17 protein-coding genes and 1 pseudogene are annotated in these 26,228 nt (G+C 63.0%); 7 read left to right on the top strand and 11 right to left on the bottom strand.

Features of this window, described 5'->3' with window-relative positions; translation table 11 throughout:
- Nucleotides 1–120 precede the first annotated feature (120 nt).
- Together AC1DLV_RS27355 and AC1DLV_RS27350 are read right to left on the bottom strand one after the other, a co-directional pair.
- Entirely contained in the window at nt 121–1,260 is a 1,140-nt protein-coding gene (locus AC1DLV_RS27355; protein ID WP_476803184.1) for an HlyD family secretion protein, read from the bottom strand.
- Nucleotides 1,260–1,652: a DUF3302 domain-containing protein gene (locus AC1DLV_RS27350; RefSeq protein WP_476803183.1), complete on the bottom strand. Its 393-nt coding sequence runs from the start codon at nt 1,650–1,652 to the stop codon at nt 1,260–1,262. The genes AC1DLV_RS27355 and AC1DLV_RS27350 overlap by 1 nt, the downstream gene beginning before the upstream one ends.
- A 598-nt stretch (nt 1,653–2,250) precedes the next feature.
- Here AC1DLV_RS27350 and AC1DLV_RS27345 point away from each other — a divergent pair.
- Nucleotides 2,251–3,648: an MATE family efflux transporter gene (locus AC1DLV_RS27345; RefSeq protein WP_476803182.1), complete on the top strand. Its 1,398-nt coding sequence runs from the start codon at nt 2,251–2,253 to the stop codon at nt 3,646–3,648.
- Between the two features lie 592 nt (nt 3,649–4,240).
- Nucleotides 4,241–6,745 (top strand): arylsulfatase, encoded by a 2,505-nt coding sequence (locus tag AC1DLV_RS27340; RefSeq protein WP_476803181.1) that lies wholly within the window; start codon nt 4,241–4,243, stop codon nt 6,743–6,745.
- A gap of 80 nt (nt 6,746–6,825) precedes the next feature.
- On the opposite strand, the gene AC1DLV_RS27335 is transcribed toward AC1DLV_RS27340, so the two are convergent.
- Both AC1DLV_RS27335 and AC1DLV_RS27330 read right to left on the bottom strand, forming a co-directional pair.
- A complete protein-coding gene (locus tag AC1DLV_RS27335; RefSeq protein WP_476836300.1) occupies nt 6,826–7,884 on the bottom strand; it encodes a M14 family metallopeptidase in 1,059 nt (352 codons plus the stop codon).
- Between the two features lie 213 nt (nt 7,885–8,097).
- On the bottom strand, nt 8,098–9,198 hold the full coding sequence (locus tag AC1DLV_RS27330) for an NADH:flavin oxidoreductase/NADH oxidase (RefSeq protein WP_476803179.1): 1,101 nt from the start codon (nt 9,196–9,198) through the stop codon (nt 8,098–8,100).
- Nucleotides 9,199–9,325: 127 nt separating this feature from the next.
- On the opposite strand from AC1DLV_RS27330, the gene AC1DLV_RS27325 reads away from it, so the two are divergent.
- The 5 genes and pseudogenes from AC1DLV_RS27325 (at nt 9,326) to AC1DLV_RS27305 (ending at nt 13,768) form a co-directional block, all read left to right on the top strand.
- On the top strand, nt 9,326–10,618 hold the full coding sequence (locus AC1DLV_RS27325) for an amidase (protein ID WP_476803178.1): 1,293 nt from the start codon (nt 9,326–9,328) through the stop codon (nt 10,616–10,618).
- Between the two features lie 4 nt (nt 10,619–10,622).
- Nucleotides 10,623–10,880 (top strand): DUF2087 domain-containing protein, encoded by a 258-nt coding sequence (locus tag AC1DLV_RS27320; protein ID WP_476803177.1) that lies wholly within the window; start codon nt 10,623–10,625, stop codon nt 10,878–10,880.
- 90 nt (nt 10,881–10,970) lie between these two features.
- Nucleotides 10,971–12,025: pseudogene (locus AC1DLV_RS27315) on the top strand (sugar phosphate isomerase/epimerase family protein).
- Nucleotides 12,026–12,055: 30 nt separating this feature from the next.
- Nucleotides 12,056–13,228, top strand: a complete 1,173-nt coding sequence (locus AC1DLV_RS27310; RefSeq protein ID WP_476803176.1) for a Gfo/Idh/MocA family protein — start codon at nt 12,056–12,058, stop codon at nt 13,226–13,228.
- A 93-nt stretch (nt 13,229–13,321) separates the two neighbouring features.
- Entirely contained in the window at nt 13,322–13,768 is a 447-nt protein-coding gene (locus tag AC1DLV_RS27305) for a universal stress protein (protein ID WP_476803175.1), read from the top strand.
- A gap of 51 nt (nt 13,769–13,819) precedes the next feature.
- Here the strand turns inward: AC1DLV_RS27305 and AC1DLV_RS27300 are convergent, their stop codons facing one another.
- From AC1DLV_RS27300 to AC1DLV_RS27270, 7 genes are all read right to left on the bottom strand, one after another.
- Nucleotides 13,820–14,872 (bottom strand): sulfate/molybdate ABC transporter ATP-binding protein, encoded by a 1,053-nt coding sequence (locus tag AC1DLV_RS27300; RefSeq protein ID WP_476836299.1) that lies wholly within the window; start codon nt 14,870–14,872, stop codon nt 13,820–13,822.
- A gap of 12 nt (nt 14,873–14,884) precedes the next feature.
- Complete coding sequence (gene cysW, locus AC1DLV_RS27295; protein ID WP_476803173.1) at nt 14,885–15,769, bottom strand: sulfate ABC transporter permease subunit CysW; 885 nt, start codon at nt 15,767–15,769, stop codon at nt 14,885–14,887.
- Nucleotides 15,762–16,613: a sulfate ABC transporter permease subunit CysT gene (gene cysT / locus AC1DLV_RS27290; protein WP_476803172.1), complete on the bottom strand. Its 852-nt coding sequence runs from the start codon at nt 16,611–16,613 to the stop codon at nt 15,762–15,764. Before cysT ends, cysW begins: the two co-directional genes overlap by 8 nt.
- A gap of 18 nt (nt 16,614–16,631) precedes the next feature.
- Complete coding sequence (locus AC1DLV_RS27285; protein WP_476803171.1) at nt 16,632–17,660, bottom strand: sulfate ABC transporter substrate-binding protein; 1,029 nt, start codon at nt 17,658–17,660, stop codon at nt 16,632–16,634.
- 219 nt (nt 17,661–17,879) lie between these two features.
- On the bottom strand, nt 17,880–18,272 hold the full coding sequence (locus AC1DLV_RS27280) for a DUF7674 family protein (protein ID WP_476803170.1): 393 nt from the start codon (nt 18,270–18,272) through the stop codon (nt 17,880–17,882).
- Nucleotides 18,273–18,277: 5 nt separating this feature from the next.
- Entirely contained in the window at nt 18,278–20,371 is a 2,094-nt protein-coding gene (gene pbpC / locus AC1DLV_RS27275; protein WP_476803169.1) for a penicillin-binding protein 1C, read from the bottom strand.
- 165 nt (nt 20,372–20,536) lie between these two features.
- Nucleotides 20,537–26,008 (bottom strand): alpha-2-macroglobulin family protein, encoded by a 5,472-nt coding sequence (locus AC1DLV_RS27270; protein WP_476803168.1) that lies wholly within the window; start codon nt 26,006–26,008, stop codon nt 20,537–20,539.
- Nucleotides 26,009–26,228 lie beyond the last annotated feature (220 nt).

Here is a 26,228-nt window from a genome sequence, read left to right as displayed (position 1 = left end):
CTTCGCCCAATCAGCGACCTTTGGAAGCTTCGGCAGGAAAAAGCGCCGCATGTCTGTCAGCAAGGCGACCCTGCCTCCGCCTTCGAGCGAATTCAACGTCGGATTTCGGTTCCGGCTCCCTCAGTGACCCTCAAGGAAGACATAGTTCTCCCAACTGCGAATGCGCAGGAGGATGCGCCGAAGCAGCCCGACGTGGTGCCAGTAGTGAGTGAGGATTGCTATTTCCGCGGTCGATCCGAGTGGGATCTGGTAGTCCTTGGTGCTGTCTAGGATCAAGATCTGCGCGAGTGCCCGGGCGTCTGCCGTCTGCACATTGAAATCTTGCAGCGAGCCGGTTGCCTGCAGTTGACCTGCGGCGATGGCATCCAGGACGCGCACGACCTTGCCCTTGAAAATCCTTCCCGGCACGGCGGTGAAGGCGATCTCGGCGTCGTCGCCGGCCTGGACGCGCTGCAGTGAATTCTGTTGGAAGGCTCCAACCAACGTCTCGTCGCCGACGCCTCTGTTGATGAACACCATGACCGGGCGCAGCGGAGCCGGAACGACATACATGCCCGGACGAAGCGCATTTTGGGTCACGAAACCGACGGTCGGAGCCCGCACTGTCGTCTGGTCGAGGTCGAACTCGGCGTCGTTCAACTGCGCTTGAAGTTGCGCGACCGACGTATTGACGCCTCCAATCTGGGACGAGTAAGCGAGCCGGGCACGCTCTTCCGCTGCCTTGGCGCCTGCGAGAGACTGCGTCGCCGCCTCGACATTGCGCTGAAAAGTATCGAGCGCCGCTTTTGCGATGACCTTCTCCTTGAACAGCGTGGCCTGCCGGTCGTAATCTTCCTGCGACAGCTGGACCTGCGCCTCCACCTTGTGCACCTCGGCGGCGGCCTGGTCGAGCGAAGCCTTCAGTTGTTCGACGTTCTGCTTTGCCTCAGCGAGCATCGCTTTCTTCTGATCCACCACATACTCGTAGGGCTTGGCATCGATGCGAAAGAGCACGTCCCCTTCTTTCAGGGGCGCGTTGGTCTCGACCGGAACCTCGGTAACACGTCCTCTCACGCCGGCAAGGATGGGCGTTGTCGTGTAGTAGATCCGTGCCTGCGCTGTGAAGGGATGATTGTAGTTCATGATCAGAAGAAGCAGGAAAATGCCCGCGACGCCGCCGAGAGCGGCTGTTGACAGTGTCCATTGATTGGTCGGGATGCGGAAGATCTTGAAGATCGCATAGCAAAACGCGACGTAGATCAGAACGAGCAACAGTTCCATCAGCGCTCTCCCGCCTTTGTCAATTCGGAAGCGTCTGGCTTGGCATCGCCCACGGCTGGAGGCTTTGGCTTCAATTGCTCTTCGAGTTGCGCCAAGCGCGCCCTAAGTTCGGTGATTTCTTCATGTAGCTCTTCGCCCGCCGATCCCTTGGTGAAGCCCCAGCCTCGATCCGGGCGATAAGCCATCGCCCAGATCCACAAGAATGGCCACAACACGTGAAGCGTAAACAGGCTGACCCACCCGGCGGCATGAATTGCGTCCTGATGCGGATGGTTGCGGGATTTGGCGATAAGGTGCGGGATGTCGTGAATGGCGATGATCCCGTAGAACAGAACGATGATCATGAAAATCAATATTCCCAGCGCAAAGTAGTTCAGGAATGGATCATCCATCTTCGCACTCTTTTCATCAAAGCCGTTTTGTCAGTTGCCGTCCTTTCGGTTATCGACGTTTGATAGCATAAACGCCGCCTCATGCTGCCAGCTACGAACTTGGGTCAGGGTCAGGCATTCATGATGTCGAACTGGCAGTCCGAGGCCATTGGCCCTGTTTTGCTGAGAATTATCACTCTTTCCCATCGGGGACGAGCCAAATGACTTGTTCTTCGCGGTCAGACTGTCAACCTGCGTCCGTGGGATATCGTGGTCAGCAAATGCAGCAACTTTGCGTCCGAAGAGTTGAACCTCTCGGCGATGCCGCGAACTGCACGTTGCACCGCGCATTGGACGGTGATTGCAGGGGATCCGCCGAACCTTAACCAGTGTCCGCCAAATATGCATAAGCTCAACTTATGCTCCTTGACAGTAGAACGCCCCGAAAATAGACACGCATCCAGGTCCACAGGGTGACCTGCCGCTCGCATGGCGTTATCGCCAGTGGTTAAGCCCCTGCATTAGACAAGCTGATCGCCATTTCCCCCTGGGGCAGTTGGAGCGATGGCAATGCGAGCCCCATCAAAATCATCCGACTTGCCCATGACGGGAGTTTTTGATGGGCGACCAATCGTCGTTGGCGGCTGAGCCGAAAAATTCATTCTTGCGGGGATCGATCCGATCCGTATTCATTCGAACCTGCCTGCCGATCATCGTCGTGACGACGATAAGTGGCCTGCTGACCGTGGCCGATGCCATGTTGCTAGGCGCATTCGTGGGGGCTGATGCCCTGAGCGCGGTGACGTTGGTGTTTCCAATCTCGATGTTGTTGGTGGCTGTCTCGACCATGGTCGGCATCGGCATGGCCAGCATTTTGGGTCGCCGACTAGGTGCCCAAGACACGGGTGGGGCAATCAATACCCTTGCTTCGGCACAGGGGCTTGCCGTTGCTGTCGCTGCCTTGGCAATGCTGACCTTTTTTGGACTGGGTGCCGATATTGTCAGTTTGGTGGCGGGCGGTAACGTCCACTTGGGTGAGATGGGGTGGACCTTCCTGGCCATTTCATTTGCTACCGCACCGGCAGGGTTTCTACTCTCTGTGCACGCCGACGCGCTGCGCATGGAGGGTCGGGTTGGCTTCATGGCGATGGCAGGCGTGTTGGTGACCCTGGCCAATATCGGGTTCAACGCATTGCTGATCGGTGTGTTTGATTTTGGAGTGGCTGGGTCAGCCTGGGGTACGGCCCTGGCGCAGGTGTTGGGGCTGGGTGTCGTGGTTGTCTATCGCATGGGCGGCAGGGCAGTTCTGCCGATGGTCGGTTTGAGATGCGGCCGTGAATGGCGAGAAATGCTGGCTCTTGGGGCACCGCGCAGCCTCAACTTCATCGGTATTTCGCTCAGCTCGGCGGCGGTGCTGTACGCCCTGCAACGGCTGGAGCTGCCGCAGTCCGACATGACTATCGCAGCGTATGGGGTGGTGATGCGCTTGATGACATTTGCCTTCCTGCCGCTGATGGGTATGAGCCTGGCCCTGCAGGCAATTGTCGGCAATACGGTAGGTGCTAGGCAGGATGAACGGGCAAAGCAGACGCTTTACTTTTCACTTGGCGTCAGCGTCGTTTATGGCCTGCTGGTGCAACTTCTGCTGATCGGCGGACGCGACTGGCTGGGCGGGCTTTTTGTGCCCGATCCCCTTGTCGGGCTGGAGGTGGCACGCATTGTTCCGCTGTATCTTGCAGCGTATTTCGCTTTCGGCCCGGTAATGATGGCCGCCAGCTATGCGCAAGCTATTGGCAGGGCGCGGCAAGCCGCCATCCTCTCGCTGGGGCGGGCGTATCTGTTCGCCATTCCACTGACCTTTGCCTTGCCCCACATTTGGGGTGAGACCGGTGTATGGGTCGCCGCTCCAATGGCCGATATCTTGATGCTGACGCTCAGCGTGCTGGTCTGGAGGCGTGCCGGCACTTATGCTTCGCGAAAGGCAGGTCACTTAGGATCAAACTCGCTCACTCCATAATGAGGTTTATGCGCCGGACGTCGCCAGACGTTCGCCAAGGAACTTCAAGCCGAGCATCTGGCAAGGCCCGTCATGCGGCTGCGCATGACGGGCCGACACGCGCGCCAACCACCTTCAAGCTGATGCTCTCGATTCATTCTCCGGTCGCGCGCTGGTACCCTTTTGTCAGACCCGCCCTATCTAACACTGCCGTTGCGGGACGAACCACCAGAGCGGCTCAGGGACATGAAACGGTAAGCCGCAGAAGGGAGCTCGAGCAAGTAAAGCCATCGCGCATTTCGATCGAAATAGGGGTGCCCAGGAGAGGGAGCATTTCTGCCAATTCGAATTGGTGATCTCAATCGAAGGAGCGTGCCATGACAGGCAAAACAGGAGGCGGCCGCAATAGCGAGGCAATTGACGTCGTCGGAAGAACGTCATGTGGCCTGAGCGGTTCCGCAGGATTTTCTCGTTCAATCCTACGCCCGAACATTGAAATCTTCACCGAGACGATCGCGCTGCGGTCGCTCGGCATAAATGCGGCTGGCCTTCTCATGGTCGGGTTGCCAGGGCGCTCAGGCCCCGCGCAGGCCGATAGTCGAAGGAGGCGAGCATGAGTACGGCACGGATCGTTTGGCTCGGGCTACTGGCGTCGGCTGCCGTCACGGCCATGTCGGTTCTGCCCGCGGCTGCACAACAGATCAGCGGAACGCCTGGCTCACCCAGCGCGACGATGACCATCGATGGAAGGTATCTCCCGCCGCCTCCGCCGAAGTTCGGCGGCGAGATCAACCTCCAGGCCAGCCAGTCGAAGCCGTATTGGCCGGCCCGCGTGGTGCCGCCGCAGGGCGCGCCCAACGTGCTCCTGATCATGACTGACGACCAGGGCTACGGAGTTTCCGGAACATTTGGCGGCGTCATCCCGACACCTGCGATGGATCGAATCGCGGAGATGGGGCTGCGCTACACCCAGTTCCACTCCACGGCACTTTGCTCGCCAACCCGGGCGGCGCTGATCACCGGGCGCAACCACCACTCGGTGGGCTTCGGCATCATCTCAGAGCAAGCGACCGGATATCCGGGTTACGACAGCATTCTCGGACCGGAGAACGCCACCATTGGCACGATCCTGAAACAGAGCGGCTATACCACGTCCTGGTTTGGCAAGAACCACAACACGCCGAGCTATCAGTACGGGACGGCGGGACCGTTCGATCAGTGGCCCATCGGCATGGGCTTCGACTATTTCTACGGTTTCATGGGCGGCGAGACCGACCAGTGGACGCCGTACCTGTTCCGGAACACGACGCAGATCTTTCCCTGGATCGGCAAGCCCGGCTACAATTTGACCACCGACCTGGCTGACGACGCGATCGCCCATATGCGACAGCTCAATGCGGCCGCGCCCGACCAGCCGTTCTTTGTCTACTACGTGCCCGGCGGCACTCATTCACCGCATCAGCCGACCAAGGAATGGATCGACAAGTTCAAGGGCAAGTTCGACATGGGCTGGAACGCCCTGCGCGAGCAGATTTTCGCCAATCAAAAGCGGCTTGGCGTCATTCCCGCGAACACGCAGCTCACGCCTTGGCCGGACGATCTGCAAAAGTGGGAGACTTTGACGGCCGACCAGAAGAGGCTGTTCGCACGGCAAGCGGAGGTGTACGCCGCTTATGTGGCCTACACCGACAACGAGATCGGCCGCGTGATCCAGGAAGTCCAGGACGAGGGCAAGCTCGACAACACGCTGGTCATCTATATCAGCGGTGACAATGGCACGAGTGCCGAAGGCACCACGGTCGGCACGCCGAACCAATACACGGCCTACAACGGCATATTGGAACTCCCGATTGCCGAGCAGTTGAAGGCCTATGACGCCTGGGGCTCGGCCGCCACATACCCGCACATGGCGGTGGCCTGGTCATGGGCCTTCGACACGCCGTTCAAGTGGACGAAGCAGGTCGCGTCGCACTTCGGCGGCACCCGGCAGGGCATGGCAATCGCTTGGCCGAAGCGCATCAAGGATCCCGGCGGCATCCGCACCCAGTTCCACCACATGATCGACATCGTGCCGACCATCCTTGAGGCAACTGGCATTCCCGCGCCGGTGACGGTCAACGGCATCGCGCAGAAGCCGATCGAAGGGGTGAGCATGGCGTACACCTTCGACAAGGCGAACGCCAACGCACCGTCCGCGCGAACGACGCAGTATTTCGAGATGTTTGCCAACCGCGCGATCTATCACGACGGTTGGATCGCGGCGACCACGCCGCCTGCGCCGCCGTGGCTCCTGGGCACGGCCAAACTGCCCGAGGATGTGGTCAATGGCTACAAGTGGGAACTCTACAACATCGCCGATGATTACTCGGAGAACAGCGACCTCGCGGCGAAAATGCCGGACAAGCTGCGCGAGATGCAGGAGTTGTTCATGGTGGAGGCGGCGAAGTACAACGTGTTTCCGCTCGATAACTCGGTCCTTTCGCGCATCATCACACCAAGGCCAAGCGCGAATGCAGGTAGAAACACCTTCACCTACTCGGGCGAGTTATCAGGCCTGCCCGAGAGCGATGCGCCCAGCATCCTGAACAGGTCCTATACGTTCACCGCGGAAATCGACATTCCGGGCGCGGGCGCTACCGTTGGTCGGACGGGTTCGCAGGATGCTAACGAAGGCATGATTGTCACTGAAGGGGGACGCTTCGGTGGCTATGGCCTGTATCTGCTCAAGGGAAAGCCAGTGTTCCTCTACAATTTCGTCGGCCTAGAACGGTACCGCTGGGAAGGCCAGGACGCGCTCACACCGGGCAAGCACAGCGTCGTGTTCGACTTCAAATATGATGGACCTGGCTTCGGCAAGGGCGGCACGGGCATCCTGAAGGTGGACGACAAGGAGGTCGCCAGAAGAGACATCCCGCACACCATTCCCTTCATCATTGCCATCGAAGAAACCTTCGACGTGGGTGTCGATACCCGCACCGGTGTTGAAGACAAGGACTATCAGGTGCCCTTCCGCTTCGGCGGCAAGCTTGACAAGCTCACGGTCAAGATCGGGCCGGAACAGCTCACCAGCGACGAGCATCAGGTCATTCAGCACGCCCGCGCTGGCGCGGATAACTGATACCACAGCAATCCGGCGGGCATCCGTTCCCGGAAGCTCGCCGGAGTTCGCGGCGCATGACGGCCTTTTCGTTCGCTGGCCTACGCCTCCAGCGCACCCGACCGCGCATCATCGCTGGCGCGTGTGCCGACAAGCTTGACCAGATCGTCGCCGGCACGCGTGGCGCGGTGCGAGCGGCGGGTCAGGATATAGCCGTCCTGCGGTGCAAAGACGTCCACCCGACCGCCGTCCTCGCCGGGCGCGCGCACGATGGTGGCGAGGTGCGCGCCCGCCTTGACCGTTTCACCCGGCTTGACGTGGTAGAGGATCGCGCCGGCGCAAGGGGCTGATACCATTTCGATATGGTCGATGGGGGCGACCACGCCCGCGAACGTCGTTTTGGTTTCGATCGAGGTGTCGGCGATCACGCCGCGCGCCACCAGAAGCCGGTAGAGCCCTTCGGCATCGGCCTCGGCAATGTCTGAATAGACGTCGGAAACGCCGCGATATTCGACCGTGGTGACGGCGCGGCTTTCGAGCCTGGCCTCCTTGTGCGGCATCTTGAGATAGGGGTGCAGCGAGGCTTCGTCGAAGGACGAGCCCGACTGCCCACCCCACAGGATGACCGCATCGACGCCCATATTGGCCGCGCAATCGGCCATCGCCGGCCACAGCTCCTCGGGGACGTAGAGATAGGCCACCCCCTCGTCGTCGCAGTGCAGGTCGAGCACGATGTCATGGCCGAGCGAAAGCTTGAGCAGGCGCGCCTTGAGCCGCTTGTCGGCCGTCATCGCAACATCGTCGCCGGGCAAAAGCGATGCGTCGGGGCGTTCGAGCAGCGGAAAATCGCGGTTGTAGTTGACGCGCGTGCCAAGGTCGAAGCGGCCTTGCGATGCACCAAACAAAAGCTGATTGGCACCGATCGGGTTGGCGCGCGGAACGATCGTCAGCTTGCCGCGCACGCGACCCTCGCTTTGAGCCTTGCGCAGCTTGGGCATCAGCGCATCGATGGCAACGACGCCCGGCAGCTCGTCGCCATGCAGCGCCGCTTGGATATAGGCGGATGGCGCTGCGGCCGACGACCCGTCGATGCGGTAGACCGGGAGTTCGTAGGCGATGCCTTCGCTGTCGCCACGGATCGTCTCAACGGTCTTTTTCATCACTTGTCCCTCGGTGTTTCCCCGGCAGCCCTAGCCGCTTGGCTTGGGATAAACCAGAGGGGCGGTGCCATTGTCGTGATTCAGCACGGTCAAGCTGCGGCACCAGTGCCACCTAGATTCCAGCCATAGCGCTGCCCCTCACCCTTACCCTCTCCCCGTTCTTACGGGGAGAAGGTCCGGCAGGGGATGAGGGGCAGAGCCGGCTCGAAATCTTCAGGCCGCCGAGCCCCACTGCTTCATCAGCGCCGCCGAGCGGGCAAGCTGGGGTGCCGTGTGGAATTCATGGCCCAGCTTGGCCGCGGCACGCCAGGGCCAGCGCGGATCGGCAAGCAATGCGCGCCCCAGCGCCACCATGTCGGCGCGGCCTTCCCGGATGATGCGGTCGGCTTGTTCCGGCTGGTCGATCATGCCGACAGCACGGACCGCAATGCCGGTCGCCTGTTTCACCGCTTCGGCCAGATGCACCTGGTAGCCGGGGCCGGTGCGCAGGCTCTGATGTGGCGAGTTGCCGCCGCTCGAACAGCAGATATAGGCGACGCCTGCATCGCGATAGGCCTTGGCGACCTCGATCGCCTCTTCGAGCGTGAAGCCGCCATCGACCCAGTCGGTCAGCGACATGCGCGCCCCGAGCATCAGGCTCGGCACGGCTTCGGCAACCCGGCGCGCGATCTCGAGGGGAAAACGCATGCGGTTTTCCAGCGTCCCGCCCCATTTGTCGGTGCGCTTGTTGGACAGCGGCGACAGGAACTGGTGCAGCAGGTAGCCATGCGCCGAATGCAGCTCGATGAAGTCGAAGCCGGCGCGCTCGGCGCGCTTCGCTGCTTGAACAAAGTGCCCGATGGTTTCTTCGATGCCTTGTTCGCTCAGCGCCTGTGGCACCTGCCAGCCATCGGCATAGGCGATGGCGGAAGCAGACACGACGGGCCAAGCGTCCTCGTCCGGGCCGAGGGGTCCCGAGCCTTCCCAGGGCCGGCGGTTGGAGGCCTTGCGGCCGGCATGCGCCAGCTGCGTGCCGAATTTCGCGCCGGGCGTTGCCACCCCCTTGGCGGCATCGAGCGCCCATTTGGCCGCCGCTTCGTTGGCGTCGGAATAAAGCCCGAGGCAGCCATGGCTGATGCGGCCGCGCCGCTCGACATCGGTCATCTCGACGGTGACCATGCCTGCACCCGACATCGCCAGGTTCATCCAATGCTGGAGATGCCATACCGAGGCCGAGCCGTCATTGGCCGAATACTGGCACATGGGGGCAACGGCTATGCGGTTGTGAAAGTCGAGTTGGCCAAGGGTGACAGGTGAAAACAAATGGGCGGTCATGGCTGCTCCTGGGGGCTGGATAAGGCGAATGTAAAGCGTTTGAAGCCGCCGGCAACCGTGTTGCATGAGGCCACGCCGTGCTAACAGTCGGCGCGATGAGTGCTGTTGCTGCGGCGAGGGGAAGTTCATGAAGTCAAGAGACAAGCTCGAAGCGATCCTGGCGCGGCTTGGCGCGCGCGCCAAGGACGAGCGGGTCTTTGCCAAGCTCTACGGCGAGGCCGCGCGGGCCGCGGCTGACGCTGCCGATGCCAGGGCAAGGGCAGGGCTGTCGCTTGGGCCGCTCGACGGGGTGATCGTTTCGATCAAGGACCTGTTCGATGTCGCCGGCGAACCGACCCTTGCCGGTTCGGTGCTGCGGCGCGTTGCAGTGCCTGCGGCGCAGGACGCCATGATCGTACGCCGCCTGCGCCGGGCAGGGGCGGTGATCATCGGCAAGACCCACATGACCGAATTCGCCTTCACCGCGCTCGGCCTCAATCCGCATTATGGCACACCGGGCAATGCCGCCGATCCGACGCTCATCCCCGGCGGCTCGTCGTCGGGCGCCGGCGTTTCGGCCGCCGAAGGCACCTCAGACATATCAATCGGCTCCGACACCGGCGGCTCGGTACGCATCCCAGCTGCCCTCAACGGCGTTGTCGGCTTCAAGCCAACGGCGCGGCGCGTGCCGCTTGACGGCGCATTCCCGCTGTCGCCATCGCTCGATTCCATCGGCCCGCTCGCCAAGACCGTCGCGCAGTGCATCGCCGCCGATGCCGTCATGGTGGGCCAAGAGTTTGGCGAACTGTCGCCGCTGTCGCTGTCTGGTCTGCGCATCGCTGTCCCACGCGGCCGCCTGCTCGACGGGGTTGAAGCGAGCGTCGCTTCGGCTTTCGAGCATGCGGTGAAACAGCTCGCCAAGGCAGGGGCGACGGTGACCGATTGCGTCATCGACGACCTGCTGGCCGAATACCGCGCGGCGACGCGCTCGGGATCGATAGCGGCCATCGAAGGGGCTGCGATCCACGCCGACTGGCTCATCAATGGCGCGTCGGTTCCCATTGATCCCAATGTCAGCGGTGCGCTCGGTCGGGCAATGAAGGTTCCGGCTGTCAGCTATATCCACACGATGAACCGGCGCAGGGAGCTTGCCGCCGAAATGGACGCGCGGCTGTCGGCCTATGACTTCATCGCCATGCCGACGACGCCGCTCACGGCCCAACCCATTGCCGAACTGCTAGCCGATGGCGACCATGCCGACCGGACCGAAGGGCTGTTGTTGCGCAACACCCAAGTCGCCAACCAGTTCGACCTGACCGCATTATCGCTGCCGATGCCCGACATGGCGCGACCCGCAGGGCTGGCACTGGTCACGCGTCATGGCCACGATCGCCGCCTGCTTTCGGCCGGGCTCGCGGTCGAGGCGATGTTGCTGGGGTAGAGGCATGGGTGCACTCATCACCGAAGACGGCGTTGTCACGCGCTGGCCGTCCAAGGCGGCCGACAAGGCACTCGTGCTCGATTTCCTGGCCACCAAGTTCGAGGCGGGGCGCGATTACGCCGAACTGGAGGTCAATGACATCCTCAAGCGGCACCACACTTTCGGCGACTGGGCGCTTTTGCGGCGTGAACTGATCGAAAGCGGACGACTGCAACGAGACGCCCGCGTGGGGCGGTATTGGCTGCCCGAGCCAAGCTCCTAGGCCGTTTGGGGGCACTTGCGGAGCCGGGTCAAATAGTGGTCACTTAGGAACGACCCGTGGCGGGCCGGAATCGTACGAGGAGAAAATCTGATGCCATCGACAATGAAGGGCCCTGCGATCTTCCTCGCTCAGTTCGCCGGCGACGCAGCACCATTCAATTCTTTGAAATCGATTACATCGTGGGCAGCAAGCCTCGGCTACAAGGGCGTGCAGATCCCGACGCCAGATGCGCGCCTGTTCGATCTGGAAAAGGCGGCGACGTCGAAAACCTATTGCGATGAGATCAAGGGCATCTGCGCCGATGCCGGCGTCGAGATCACCGAACTGTCGACGCATCTTCAGGGCCAGCTAGTTGCGGTGCACCCCGCATATGACGCCCAGTTCGACGCATTCGCACCGGCAGCCGTCCACGGCAATCCGGCAGCACGGCAAAAATGGGCGGTCGAGCAAATGAAGCTGGCTGCCCGCGCCTCGCAAAATCTCGGCCTTAAGGCTTGCGTATCATTCACCGGCGCCCTTGCTTTCCCTTATCTCTATCCCTGGCCGCAGCGGCCGGCGGGGCTGATCGAGGAGGCTTTCACCGAGCTTGGCAAGCGCTGGACGCCGATCCTCGATGCCTATGACGAGGCTGGTGTCGACCTCTGCTTCGAGCTTCATCCGGGTGAAGACGCCTTCGACGGCGCCACCTTCGAGATGTTCCTCGACGCCGTGGGCAGCCACAAGCGCTGCAACATCAACTACGATCCATCGCATTTCCTGTTGCAGCAGCTCGACTATCTCGCTTTCATCGACATCTACCACGAGCGCATCAGGCATTTCACGTCAAGGATGCCGAATTCAACCCGAGCGGTCGCCAGGGCGTTTATTCCGGCTATCAGGGCTGGCTTGGCCGTGCTGGCCGTTTCCGTTCGCTCGGCGATGGCCAAGTCGATTTCTCCGGCATCTTCTCGAAGCTCGCGCAATATGGCTACGACAGCTGGGCGGTATTGGAGTGGGAATGCTGTCTCAAGCACCCCGAAGACGGCGCCGCCGAAGGCGCGCCCTTCATCGAAAGCCACATCATCCGAGTGACCGACAAGGCCTTCGACGATTTCGCCGGCGGGACGAGCGATCGTGCGATGCTGAGGAAGATGATGGGGATTTGATCTAGGCTCGATCAACAGGGAGGGACAACAATGGTCGGTGCATCGAAATTGGAAAGCGGCAGCGGGCCGATCCGCTACGGCATGGTCGGGGGCGGGCAGGGCGCCTTCATCGGCGGCGTGCACCGGATTGCCGCGCGCATGGACGGCGATTTCCAGCTGGTGGCGGGCGCGCTGTCGTCCAATCCGGAACGGGCGAAAGCTTCCGCTGCCGAGATCGGGCTCGATCCGGCGCGCAGCTACACCTCGTTTTCCGAGATGGCCAAGGCCGAGGCCAAGCGCCCCGACGGCATCGAGGCGGTCGCCATCGTCACGCCCAACAACATCCATTTCCCCGCCGCCAAGGCGTTCCTCGAAGCCGGCATCCACGTCATCTGCGACAAGCCACTCACTGCGACCCTTGCCGAGGCCAAGAAACTCGCCGCCCTTGTCGAAAAGACCGGCAAGGTGTTTGTCCTCACCCACAACTACACCGCCTATCCGATGATCCGGCAGGCGCGCGAGATGGTCGCTAAGGGCCTGTTGGGCGACATCCGCGTCGTGCAGGCCGAGTATCCCCAGGACTGGCTGACCGAGGATCTCGCCGCCACGGGCCAGAAGCAGGCGTCGTGGCGCGCCGACCCGAAACAGTCGGGTGCAGGCGGAGCCACCGGCGACATCGGCACCCATGCCTACAATCTCGCCCGCTTCGTCACAGGGCTCGAACTCGACAGCCTTTCGGCCGACCTCGACGCCTTCGTGGCTGGCCGCGTGCTCGACGACAATCTCAACGTCATGCTGCGCTTCAAGGGCGGGGCCAAGGGCATGATCTGGGCGAGCCAGGTCGCGCCCGGCCATGAGAACGGGCTCAAGCTGCGCGTCTATGGCTCCAAGGGCGGCATTGAATGGGTGCAGGCCGATCCGAATTATCTCTGGTACACGCCTTTCGGCCAGCCCAAGCAGCTGATCACCCGTGGCGGCGTCGGTGCCGGGCCGGCCGCCGCGCGCGTCACCCGCGTGCCGTCGGGCCATCCGGAAGGCTATCTCGAAGGTTTCGCCAACATCTACCAGGAGGCGGCACGCGCCATCCGTGCTGCGCGCAAGAAGGGCGGCAAGCCAGCCAAGGACGTCATCTACCCGACCGTGCAGGACGGCGTCGAAGGCGTCGCTTTCGTCGAGGCCTGTGTGCGCTCGTCGAAGAAGAACGCCGCCTGGACCAAGCTTTAGTCATGTGGCCCGCACCATTGTTTGACCTAGGTCAAAACTTCTAGTGCGGTGCGTGCTACACTTTCCCCGACGTCATCGAGAAAGGGGAATTGGATGTACAGCCACGTTCTTATTGCGACAGATGGATCGATCATTGCCCAAAAGGGTGTCGAGCATGGCCTCAAGCTGGCCAAGAGTGTCGGCGGCAAGGCCACCATTGTCATCGTGACAAAGCCATATCCGTTGCAGGGCACAACTGTGACCGGCTGGGTGGCGGGCGACAACGATATCCGTCGTTACGACGCCAGCCAGAAGGAATTTGCCGACACGGTTCTGGGATCTGCCAAACAAGTCGCTGACAAGATTGGCATAGCCCCTGAGCTCCTTCAGGTCACGGCTGATTCAGCGGCGGAAGCCATTGTCGAACAGGCACAGGAGCTTGGATGCGACCTGGTCGTCATGGCCTCCCATGGTCGCCGTGGGGTTGGCCGGCTACTCCTGGGCAGCCAGACAGCCAAGGTTGTCCAATACGCCAAGACGCCGGTCCTCGTCGTGCGCTGATCGGCTCGGCATTTTGACCCTCCCCGCAAGGGGAGGGCTTCGATGCATCGCCTATTTCTGCTCAAGCGACTTCGGAAACACCTTCCAGCGCTTTGGCCTGAACGCGACCCGGCTTTTCTGGGCGGCGGGGTGGCCGACCGGCAGTTCAATCTCGACCCTTTCCCTTCCGCCGCCGATTTCGAGTTCGACGCGGCGGGTTCCGGCGACGCGGCGGCTGGCGGCGACGGTGCCGGCGATGCAGCCATTGCAGTCGTCGAGCAGTTCGATGTCGTGCGGGCGGAAGTAGAGTACAGCCTCGCCATCGGGCAGGTCGTGGGTGGCAAGCCCGATCGGCCGGTCTGATATCCAGACATGGCCGTCCTCGATCTTGACCGGTAGCGAGCTCGATTCGCCGATGAAGCCATAGACGAAGGGCGAGTTGGGGGTGTCGTAGACCTCGTCGGCGGTGCCGATCTGCTCGATGCGGCCCTGGCTCATCACCACCACGCGGTCGGCGAGTTCGAGCGCTTCTTCCTGGTCATGGGTGACAAAGATGGTGGTGTGGCCGGTGGCATCGTGGATCTCGCGCAGCCAGCGGCGGAGTTCGCGCCTGACCTGGGCGTCGAGCGCACCGAACGGTTCGTCGAGCAACAGCACCTTGGGTTCGATCGCCATGGCGCGCGCAAGCGCGACGCGCTGGCGCTGGCCGCCCGACAGCTGCGCCGGGTAGCGTTTTTCCAGCCCTGACAATTGCACCAGGTCAAGCAGTTCGGAGGCGCGGTTGCGGATCTCGGCCCGGGTCGGGCGCTTGGCTGCGGGCCTGACCTTGAGGCCAAAGCCGATATTGTCGGCGACCGTCATATGGCGAAACAGCGCGTAATGCTGGAAGACAAAGCCGACATTGCGCTCCTGGATGGTGCGGTTGGAGGCATCCTCGTCGCCAAAAAAGATGGTGCCGCGGGTCGGCCGCTCAAGCCCGGCAATGAGGCGCAACAGCGTGGTCTTGCCCGAGCCCGAGGGCCCAAGCAGGGCGATCAGCTCGCCCGACCTGATGTCGAGCGAAACATCGCGCAGTGCCGGAAACTTGGCGAATTCCTTGCGCACATTGGCAACGCGAACTTCCATGGTCGACCTCTGTCAGTGTCCGCGCGTGGCGGCGATCTCGGCACCGTAGCGGAGCTCGAGAAGGGTTTTGAGCACAAGCGTCACAAGCGCGAGGCCGGCGAGCACGGACGCCACGGCAAAGGCGCCGACGGCATTGTATTCGTTGTAGAGGATCTCGACATGCAGCGGCATGGTGTTGGTCAGCCCCCTGATATGGCCCGACACCACCGACACCGCGCCGAACTCGCCCATGGCGCGCGCGTTGCACAGCAAAACGCCGTAAAGCAGGCCCCATTTGATGTTGGGCAAGGTCACGTGCCAAAACGTCTGCCAGCCATTGGCGCCGAGCGACAAGGCCGCCTCCTCATCGCCGGTGCCTTGTTCCTGCATCAGCGGGATCAGCTCACGGGCAACGAAGGGGAAGGTGACAAAGACGGTGGCCAGCACGATGCCGGGCACGGCAAACAAAATGACGATGCCGTGCAGCTTGAGCCAGGGCCCAAGCAGGCTCGAGGCGCCAAATAAAAGCACATAGACCAGGCCTGAGATCACCGGCGACACCGAAAAGGGCAGGTCGATCAAGGTGGTGAGGAAGGCCTTGCCCTTGAACTCGAACTTGGCGATGGCCCAGGCGGCAGCAACGCCGAAGACCAGGTTGAGCGGCACCGAGATGACCGCGACGAGCAGCGTCAGCTTGATCGCCGAGATGGTGTCGGGATCGTTGATGGCAGCCAGGAACGGGGCGATGCCGCGTGAAAACGCCTGCTCGAACACCACCACCAGCGGCAAAAGCAAGAAGATGGCCAAGAAGGCGAAGGCGATCAACATCAGCGCCGCACGCGCCAAGGGCCGCTCGGTCACGGCGAGCGAGGCATGGGCGTGATAGGCGTCGGCGGGGTAAAGCTCGGGATCAGCCATAACGTTTGCGGGTCCGCGCCTGGATGAGGTTGATGATCAAAAGCATCAGGAACGACAGCGCCAGCATGATCGTGGCAATAGCGGTGGCCGCGGCATAATCGTATTCCTCAAGCCGGATGACGATCAAAAGGGGGGCGATCTCGGAGACATAAGGCAAATTGCCGGCAATGAAGATGACCGAGCCGTATTCGCCGACACCACGCGCGAAAGCGAGTGCAAAGCCGGTGATGACAGCCGGGGCGAGGCCAGGAAACAGCACCTTGGAAATGGTCTGGAAGCGGTTGGCGCCAAGGGTGGCTGCGGCTTCTTCGACCTCCTTGTCGATCTCTTCGATGATCGGCTGCACGGTGCGCACGACGAACGGCAGGCCGATGAAGACGAGTGCGATGACGATGCCAAGCGGCGTATAGGCGACCTTGATGCCGAGCGGCGCGAGCAGGCTGCCCATCCAGCCCTTCGGCGAATAAAGCGTGGTCAGCGCGATGCCCGCCACCGCCGTCGGCAGCGCGAAGGGCAGGTCGACCATGGCGTCGATGATGCGGCGGCCGGGAAAACGATAACGCACCAGCACCCAGGCAACGATGGTGCCGAACACGACGTTGATCGCGGCTGCGACAAAGGCGGTGCCGAAGCTGATCTCGAGCGCCTTGACGGTGCGCCGGTCAGTGGCGATGGCGAAGAAATCGGTCCAGCCCAGCGAGGCCGAACGCCAGACCAGCCCCGACAAGGGGATCAGGATGATGAGCGTGAGGTAGGCAAGCGAGAAGCCGAGCGTCAATCCGAAACCCGGAATGACACTCGGCTGTCTGAACCGCCACCCCGCTAAAGCGGGTGATGTGGTCATATCGTCCTGGTCTTTGCCTTACTGGGCCGGCTTGTAGATCTGGTCGAATATACCACCATCTCCGAAGTGATAGGGCTGCGCCTTTGCCCAGCCGCCGAAAATCGGATCGTCGATAGACACCAGCTTCAGCTTGTGCTGCTGCTGCAGGTCGGCGGCTGGCACCAGTTCGGGCTTGGACGGCCGGTAATGATGCTTGGCGGCGATCGTCTGGCCTTCCGCCGAGTAGAGATAGCTGAGGTAGGCTTCGGCGACCTTGCGGCTGCCCTTGGCGTCGACATTGGCGTCGACAACCGCCACCGGCGGCTCGGCCAGGATCGACTGCGGCGGGAAGACGATGTCGAATTTTTCGGCGCCGAATTCGTCGAGCGCCAGATAGGCCTCGTTTTCCCAGGCCAGCAGCACGTCGCCCTGTTCACGCTCGGCAAACGTCACCGTCGAGCCACGGGCGCCGGTGTCGAGGATCGGCACATGGGCGAAGAGATTGGCGATGTATTCCTTGATCTTGGCCTCGTCGCCACCGAACTGGCCGTTGGCCCAGGCCCAGGCGGCGAGATAGTTCCAGCGCGCACCGCCCGATGTCTTCGGGTTCGGCGTGATCACCTGGACGCCGTCCTTGATCAGGTCGCCCCAGTCATTGATGCCCTTGGGATTGCCCTTGCGCACCAGGAAGATGATTGTCGAAGTGTAGGGCGAGGCGTTGTTGGGCAGACGCGAGCGCCAGTCCGGATTGATCTTCTTCGACTTCTCGACGATCGCGGTGATGTCGCTTTCGAGCGCCAGTGTCACCACGTCTGCGTCGAGCCCGTCGATCACCGCGCGGGCCTGCTTGCCCGAACCGCCATGCGACTGCTGGATCGTCACCGTCTCGCCGCTCTCGGCCTTCCAGTGCTTGGCGAAGGCTTCGTTGTAGTCCTTGTAAAGTTCGCGGGTCGGGTCGTAGGACACGTTGAGGAGCGTGGTATCGGCGAAGGCAAAGCCCAGGCCACCGAGTTGGACCGCGCCGGCCAGAAGGGCCGAAAGCAGTATAGATCTGCGTGAAGTGGTCATTTCCGCCTCCGTTCGAATATGGTTCTACTCTATCGAACTGGTAGAAATTAGATGCACTGAATGTTCCGTATTTAGCCCCGCATGGGCAAAATACGGCCATGCTGAGTGCTTGTCAGAAATTTTTTTGCTCGCTTAAAAAGCCCCGCCCCGTCTGAGCGATTGAAACGTTCGACACGAACGATGACAGCCAGGGGAGTTAGTGGGGGAGGCAAGGGATGGTCAGGCCTTGGCAATTTGCCCCGACCAAAATCGTTCGACCTCGATCCATTGCGTTGCGCTGCGCGGGCCCAGCCACAGCTTCAACTGATCTGGCGATGTGGTTTTGTGAAGGTTCGGGTTTTGGAGTTCTTCCAGCAGCCCGATCGTCGTTGCTTCCTGCACGAACTCATCGCCATCGGCGAGCCAACGCTCGACGACTACGAATATATGCTGAAGATCACCGGTGTGACCGCTTTCGAGCTTGCCGACCACGTGTCGAGCGAGGTCCCCTAGGGCCAGGTACAGCGGCAGGTCGATCTGGTCGCGCCATTTGTCCAGAAACGCATCCCAAACCGGCTGGAATGTCGGGTCGACTTCCAGAAGCACGTCGAACATGTGCAGTCGCAAGATCAAATCATCTACTCCACGAACACCCTGACACTCGCCGCCCGCCCCGCTGCGTCGATGACGGTTAGTGTCGAGAAACCGGTGCCGTCGGGCTGCCAGGTCGCGGTGCGGCGGCGCTCGACCGAGGTCAGCGGCTTGCCGTTGGCGAGCCAGCGAAACGGCGCCCGCCCGCCTTGCAGCTTGAGCACCAACGGCGGCGCGCCGGCCGATGCCGCGCCCAGTTCGACACGCGCGCCGTCGGGCGGGAAGATGATCTGCGGCGCGGGTTCAGTGACTGCGGCGACGACCGGCAACTGTCCAGTCGAAGAAAAGCGTTCAAGCGTCACCGGCAGGTCGGCGCGGGCGGTGCGCAGCGTTCCCGCTGGCGGGCGCGGCAGGGCCATGGCGGGCAGGCCGGAACGCGAAAACGCCTCAAACAGGATGGGCGCTGCCGAGACATAACCCGACAGTCCGGGCACGGCACCGGCATCCGGCCGTCCGGCCCAGACGCCGAGCACGTAACGGCCGTCATAGCCGATCGACCAGGCGTCGCGGTAGCCGTAGGAGGTGCCGGTCTTGTAGGCGATGGTGCGCTTGGCAGCACCCTCCGGCGGCTTGACGCCCGACAGCATGTCGGCGATTTGCCAGGCTGCCTGCTCCTCCAGGATCGTGCCGTTGGCCAGCGGGGCAGGCACCTGGGCCTCCGCCCCGTCGCGCAAAATCTTGGCGCGGCCGCCATTGGCGAGCCCGGTATAGAGCTGGACAAGATCGCGCAGGGTCACACCGACGCCGCCGAGGCCGATGGCAAGGCCCGGCACTTCATTCGCAGGCAGCGACGGCGTCACGCCGGCCTGGCGGAAACGCGCGGTCAGCCGTTGCGGCCCGACCGCGTCGAGCAGCCGGATCGCGGGCACGTTGAGCGACAGCTGCAGCGCCTGGCGCACCGACACGTCGCCCTGGTAGCTCATGTCGAAATTCCTGGGCCGATAGCCGGCGAAATCGGCCGGCCGATCCTCGATCAGCGTCTCCTGCGCCACCAGCCCCTGTTCGAAGGCGAGACCGTAGATGAACGGTTTCAGCGTCGAGCCCGGTGAGCGCACCGTCCTGGTCATGTCGATCCAGCCGGAACGCGAGGCGTCGAAGAAATTGGCCGAACCGACTTCGCCGAGAATTTCGCCTGTCATTGCGTCGGCCAACACCATGGCGACCGAAATTCTGGGGCCGAGCCGGGTGGCTGCTTCGCGCGCCACGACTTCCAGGCCTTCCTGCACGCTTTTGCGCAATGTCAGCTGATGGCGGTCAATGCCGGGCTGGTTGCGCAAGGCGGTATCCGAGGCATGCGGTGCCAGTGTGGGGAGAGCCAGCCGCATGGCGGTCACGTCTTCAAGTGCCGCCCGCGCGGCCTCGTTTGCGCCGAGCAGGCCCGATGTCACCATGCGGCCGAGCACCCGGTCGCGCGCGGCCTGCGCATTCTCTGGGTTGCGGTCGGGCCGCCGCCTTTCCGGCAGCTGCGGCAGCGCGACCAGAAGGGCGGCTTCCGAAACGGTCAGCCGCTTGGGCTCCTTGCCGAAATAGGCGAGCGAAGCCGCGCGCACACCTTCGAGATTGCCGCCATAAGGCGCAAGCGTCAGGTAGCGTTCTAGGATTTCGCGCTTTGTCAGCCGCCGCTCGATCTGCAGCGCGCGTGCCAGCTGCCTGAGCTTGGAGCCAAAACTGCGCTCGCTCCGTGGCTCGATCAGCCGCGCCAACTGCATCGACAGGGTCGAGCCGCCCGAGACGATGCGGCCGTTGGTGACGAATTGCTGGGCTGCGCGCCCCAGCGCCAGCACATCGACGCCCTCATGGTCCCAGAAGCGCTTGTCCTCATAAGCCACCAGCATCTTCACCAGTTGCGGGTCGACCTGGTCGAGGTTGACGCCAAGCCGCCAATGCCCGCTCGGCGTGGCGAAGGCCCGCAACAGCTGGCCGTCGCGGTCGACAACTTCGGCGGAGACGATCAGCTTTTCGGGCAAGGGCGGCGGGAAGGAACGGTCGAGCGCAAACAGGCCGCCGAAGGAGATGGCTGCCAGGCTGGCTGCGCCAGTTGCCCAGAGGATGATCCTGCGCGCGGTTTTTGCGGAGAACATTGCGCCGCCCCTCACCCTTACCCTCTCCCCGTAAACGGGGCGAGGGGGGCGTCAGCGTTGCAGCTTGTCCCTTCTCCCCGTTCACGGGGAGAAGGTGCCGGCAGGCGGATGAGGGGCAGCGCGAACCCTCCCGCCGAAGTCGATGCTGAACTGAAAGCAGACATCTTATTCCGCCTTCACCTCCATCATGCCGGTGGCCGTACGTGCCGAAAACTGCGGCCGGTACATGTCCTCGACGCTCGCTGCCGGGTGCATGTAGACGCCAGGCGTCACCGCGCGCACGACATAGGCCAGCGTAAACTCCTGGTTGGAGCCCTCGCCGCTGTTCATGGCGGCGACGAAGCGGTCGTTGCGGAATTCGAGATGTGCCGCTTCCGTCTGTTCCAGCCAGGAGAAGTTCGACAAATTGGCGCTGTTGACCAGCCCTGGATTGTCGATCTCGAAGCCGGCCGGCAGCATGTCCGAGACCAGGATACGCGAGGCCCAGTCGTTGAACTCCCTGACCTTGAGTACGACGACGAAACGCTCGTTCTGCTGCGCCTCCGTCACGTTGGCCTCGCTACCGTCGAGACGGTAGTAAGTGCGGGCGATCTCAAAACCGTCACCACCAGCGGGCAAAGGTTGTGCAGGAGCAGCGACTGTCGTCACCACCGCCTGAAGCGCATCCTTGCCCTTGTTGGCGATGACGATCGGGTTGATCAGGAGATCGGCCCCTTCAACGCGCTCGGAATAGGCGCCACTGTGGGTGGCACCGTTGACGTCGAGCGAAATCGCCTCGTTGCCGGACTTGAGCGCGCGCGCTGCCAGCAGCATCCAGGCGTCGTCCTGGGTGCTGGTCCATTTGGTCGCAATGCGGTCCGCTGCCACCATCTTGACCAGTGCGGGCACCACCGAAGGCAACGGCTTGCTTTCAGCGGCGAGCGCCAGCATGGCCGCGCCATCGCGCAGGCGCGAGCCATAGTCCGAGCGGTACCAGTCGTGTTCGGGCGTCGCCTTGGCGAGTTGCAGGGCCGCTCCGAACAGGTTTTCCGAACGCTGGCCATCGCCATAGAGTGCGAGGCTCGCGCCGAGCTGCGCCACCGCCATCGGGCTGGTGAAGGCTTCGAGCTTGGTGTCGGCGAAGTAGCGCAGGTCGCCGACCGAGGCCTTCTTGTTGCGCGCCAGCACATAGAGGGAATAGGCGATTTCCGAGCCGCGATCCTCGACATCGACGTCGTAGCCGATGGCGTTCTGCAGGTTGTTGAGCGCCTGCATCATCGCGCCTTGCGGCACGTCGAAGCCCTTTTCGCGTGCCCTGGTCAGGAAGTCGGTGACATAGGCGTCAAGCCAGAGGTCGCCGGAACCGGGCGACCACAGCCCGAAGCTGCCCGAAGACGACTGATAGTTGAGCACGCGGTAGATCGCGCCCTGGATGCGCTCGCGCAGTTCAGGATCGTCGGCCATGCCGTTCTCGGCGCTGAGCTCGCTGACATAGAGTAGCGGGAGCGCCCGGCTGGTCGTCTGCTCCGCACAGCCATAGGGGTAGCGGTCGAGCGTCATCAAGAGCGACGGCACGTCGAAGGCAGACGCCAGCGATACGCCGACACTGACATGGGCATCGTCGAGCAGGCTTGCAGCCAGCAGCTCCTTGTCGATGCGCAGCGAAGCGTTGGGCTTGAGGTCCACCACCATGCGCGTGGTTACCGGCAATTGGCCGGGACGCACAGGGAAGGACAGTTCCTGTTCGACTTCGAGCCCATCGGCGTTGGCAAGACGGATGGTCAATCCGGCGGTTCCCGCCGTCAGCGGCATCAGCGGGATCTTGATCGTCTGCCGTTTGTCCGGCTCCAGCGTCACCTTTTCGGGCAGGGCGGCATCGCCGGTCGTGAGGTCCCCCGATGTCTCGACAGCGAGCGTATAGTCGCCAGCCGGGGCATCGGTGTTGGTGATGTCGAGCGTCATCTCGGCGAAGTCGCCCGGCCCCATGAAGCGCGGCATGCCGGCCGTCAACACGATCGGATCGCGCACGATCACGTCGCCTGTGGCGTGGCCGACAGCGTTCTTGGTCCAGGCCACGCTCATCACGCGCACGGTGCCGTTAAACTGCGGGATGTCGAAATCGACGGTCGCCTTGCCGTCGGCATCGAGCTCGACGATGCCGGAGAAGAAGGCGACAAGCTTTTCCTTGGGCGGGCTGCCTTGCGAGGTCAGTGCCGCGCCGTCACCGCCGGTGCGCAACTTGCCCATGGCGCCCAGCGAACCGTCGATCAGGCGGCCATAGAGGTCACGCAGTTCGAGCCCGAGCATGCGCTGGCCGAAATACCAGCCTTCAGGGTCCGGCGCCTTGTAGTTGGTCAGGTTGAGGATGCCGACATCGACGGCGGCAACCGTGACATAGGCCTTTTCGCCAGCCGCGGCCCCCGTCACCGAAACCGGGATCGACAGGGTCTGACGCGACACTGTCTTTTCGGGCAGCGTCAGCGCGACATTGAGCTTCTTGTCGGCGGGGTCGACGGCCAGCCATTTCAGGCCGATCGCACGGGCAGGCATGCGCGATTCCTGCGCCTCGCCTGGGCGATAGAGCGTGGCGGTCACATAGGCACCCGCGCCCCAGTCCTCGCCGACGGGAATGTCGACGGTCGCGCCGCCTTCGGGAATGCTTGCCGTAACAGTCTTCAGCAGCTTTTCAGCGCCGACAGTGACCAAAAGCTCGCCGGCAAAGCGTGGCGAAACTTGAAGCTTGGCCACTTCGCCTGCCTTGTAGGTCTCCTTGTCGAGCGCGACTTCGAGGCCGTCGGGCGTCTCGGTCGAGGTCGCCGAGACATACCAGCCGGCGTCGAACTCATAGCTCGTCGCCGGGCCTGCCGGATCGGCGGTCTCGACTTCCAGCCGGTAGCGGCCCCAGTCGACGGGCAGCGAAACGGTGGCTTCGCCTTCGGCGGTAAGGTCGACCTGGCCGGTGGCCACCGACTTGGTGAAGGTCACCGGCTCGTAATTCCAGCTGTTGCCCGAGCGGTACCATTGATAGTTGCGCTCGACTTTGACCAGCGACCATTGGGCGCCAGCGAGTGCCGCGCGCTTGCCGTCGGGCTCAGCCGCAATCAGGTTGAACTTGGCGGTACCACCTTGCGGCACTTCCTCGCCCGAGAAGTCGGGGCGGATGCCGATCACGGTGGCTTGCGGGCGGATGCCGATGTCGAGCTTTTCTTCGACGGCGCGACCGCCGGTTTCGCGCATGCGCACGGTCAGTGCCGCATTGACCAGGCGGGTCGTTGAGGGCAGCTGGCCGACCGAAACGGGGAAGGTCGCCTTGCCGTCATCGCCGACCACGGGCAGGTCGGTCAGCGGAATGCGCGTGGCTTCGCCTTCCTGCTCGTCGGCAAGACCGAAATAGTAGCCCTTGAAGGCATCCCATTCGCGCTTGGTCGACAGCGTCACTTCGCCTTCGAGCGCAAGCCCGGCAGCGGGTGCGCCATAGAGGAAGCGGCCGTCGACGGTGGCCGTGGCGGTTTCGCCCGCTGCGATCTCCTTGCGGTCGGCGGTCAGGGTGAACTCGATGCGGTCGGGCACGAAGTCCTCGACCAGGAACATCTGGCTGGCGACAGCCGGCTGCTTGGGGTCGGTGTGGATGGCAAGCGTCCAGGTGCCGCGCATGGCGGAGGTCGACAGCGAAAGGTCGACGGCGTGGCCGCCGGCATTGCCGCCCTGGCTGACGATGCGCCGGTCCTCGACGCCGTCGGGACGGGTGAAGATGAAGGTCAGCGGCAGATTGTCGACACCCTTGGCGGCGTCGTCGCGGGCAAGGGCTGCCGCATGCACGGTCTCGCCGACGCGGTAGATGCCGCGCTCGGTCCATGCATAGACGTCGAGCGCGCCAGGTGCCGCGCGGCCGGTGACGCCGCGGTCGGACAAGTCGAAGCCGGCGCGCGTCATGTCGAGGAAGACGAAATCGGTATCACCCTGCTTTGCCATCAAAACGGCCGGTGCCAGGCCGCCTTCGCCACGGGTCAGGCCCGGATTGAAGGTGGCGCGGCCCTCGGCGTCGGTCTTGGCGGTGCCGAGGATCTCGTTGTTGCGGGCAAGCAGCGTCAGTTCGGCATCAGTGATCGGCTTGGCTGAACCGAGCGAGCGGGCGAACACGTTGAGACCGTCCTGGCCGGTATAGGTCGAGAGGCCGATGTCGGAGACGACGAACCATTGTGTCGCCTTGGTCGCCCAGGTGTCGCTCTTGTCGTCGACGGGTTGCGCAGTCAGCACATAGACGCCGGGCTTGCGGTTGGGCAGCGCCTCATCGACCGGGAAGGAGGTTGTCACTTCCTTGTTGAGCTCGTTTACGATCGCAAGCTGGCCGGTCCACACCGGTTCACCCATCTGGTCGGCGATGTTCGAAAGATCATAGCCATCGAGCTGGCGCAGGAACTGGTAGCCGGACAGAAGCTGCGCCAGCGAGCGGTCGCCGACGCGATAGAGCTTCATGTCGGCCGCTTCCATGTTGACGGTGACGACTGGAATGCCCCGGCGGGCGGAAGAAGGCAGAACGAAGCTGTCGCCGGTGAAGCGGGCCGACTGGCCGCGGTCCTGGACATAGACCGAGAGCACGACGGGGGCTGCGAGCACCTCGCCAAGGGCCGCTGGCAGGCCGGAGCGGAAGGTCACGCGGTAATGCTGGCCGTGCTCGAGCCCTTCGACGCAGATCTGGTTGTCCTTGGCCTCGACGCTCTTGGGCGCCGCGTCGTCGACGGTGACGAAGGGGGCGTAGTCGACGCCCGTCTTGACCAGCGCCTCGGAGAACTGGGCGCAGACGCGCGGCGAGGTGGTGTCGGCATCGATCGTGTGTTCGACGACGCGGAAGCCTTTTCGCGCCTTCAGCTCCTCGTATTCGGCGCGGATCGCGGCCGAATTGTCGAGCGCCAGGCTCGCCTCATAGGCCTGCAGCGAGGGGCGGAACATGTCGCGCTTGTCGAGGCCACGCGCCAAGAGCGTCAGCGTCTCGGCGCGGCCAATGGCCGAGCGGGACAGCAGATAGGCGTTGTAGGCGGACGACGTCGAATCGCGCTGAAGCGATGCGGTTTCCTCGCCATTGATCGGCGGGACGGTAGATGTGGCGCGCGCCAGGCGGCTCCAGATCGCGGCGTCGTCAGGCAGGATGATGGCCGCGGCGCGGAACTTCTGCATGGCGGTACGACCGTCGCCCCCCTGAAACGCTGCCTCACCCGCATCGACCAGCCCGGCCAGGCCGAACGAGGGGTCGACGACATTGTTGTTGGTCAGTGCGTTGCGGTACTGGCGCGCCTCGTCGACCATCGATGCCGGGAAGAAGGTGAGCTCCGCCGGCGCGCCGATATCGGGCGCGCCGCTGACCGGCACGACCTTGCCGGCGACCGCGCCGGTGAAAGGCTTGATCGTGGCGAAGTCGGACTTGAGGAAGCACCATTTCGCCTTGGTGTTGTAGGTGAAGGCGCGGCAAGACTGGTCACCCAGGCAAGATGTCTGGCACTGGTCGAGCGTCACATTCTGCTCCGAACGCAGGTCGAAGCCGAAATAATCGCTGTTTTCAGTGGTCACGACGCGGCGTGCTTCGACTGCCGCAGCCCCTGATACCAAGGCCAAAAAGAGAAGAACGAATACCGGAAAAACCCGCGCCGCACGCATCGTCATATCCCTCCAACACCCTCATCGCCGCTCAAAGCGACATGTTCAAACTTGCCGTGGCACAGTCGATACGGCCAGCTTACAGGCTAAGCTTGCTTCTTAATACTTGTCTTGGACGCTGTGCATGGTATTGCCCCTGCCATGCGGATCGCCCCGATGAACACACCCGAATCCCTATCCCGGCTGTCATTCATTCGCCCAAGGAATTCTGACATATCGAATGTGG

Source organism: Aminobacter sp. 01T433 (genome assembly GCF_056398585.1).
This window is presented reverse-complemented; position numbering and strand designations above follow the sequence as displayed.